The organism is Frankia gtarii, assembly GCF_025403375.1.
In the GTDB taxonomy this organism is placed as follows: Bacteria; Actinomycetota; Actinomycetes; order Frankiales; family Frankiaceae; genus Frankia; species Frankia gtarii.
This window is the reverse complement of sequence record NZ_JAMPTM010000647.1, coordinates 1-383: the sequence shown is the minus strand read 5'-3', so window position 1 is coordinate 383 and position 383 is coordinate 1. Positions and strand designations below refer to the sequence as shown.

Below are 383 nucleotides of genomic sequence, written 5' to 3'. Positions count from 1 at the left end.
CCCCTCGATGGGCATCTTCCAGGGAGTCCACGGCCGGTGGCGGTGGAAATGCCACGCCTGCGGCGAAGGCGGAACCGCCATCGACCTGCTCATGGCCGGCGCCGGCATGAACGTGCGAGACGCGCTCCTGCACCTCGCCGACCGGGCCGGCATTCCCGCAGTCCAGCATCTCGCCGAGGTCCATCCCCGCCGAACCTCCCAGCCCACCCCGAGACCAGCGGCCGAACGGCCTGCCGCGGTGAGTCCGGCAATCGGCGAGCTCGTCGCCGCTGCCGCTGATCTCCTCTGGCGACCAATCGGCGGTGGAGCGCTCCGCTACCTGCACAGCCGCGGCTTCACCGACCGGCTCCTCGCCGCGAACCGCATCGGCTTCGATCCTGGAC

Annotated in this window: 1 protein-coding gene; it reads right to left on the bottom strand. The window is 71.3% G+C overall.

Annotated features, from left to right (window positions below):
* Positions 1-184 (bottom strand): hypothetical protein (locus NBZ83_RS32740; RefSeq protein WP_261576581.1); only part of this gene is annotated, 184 nt, incomplete at its 3' end.
* Positions 185-383 lie beyond the last annotated feature (199 nt).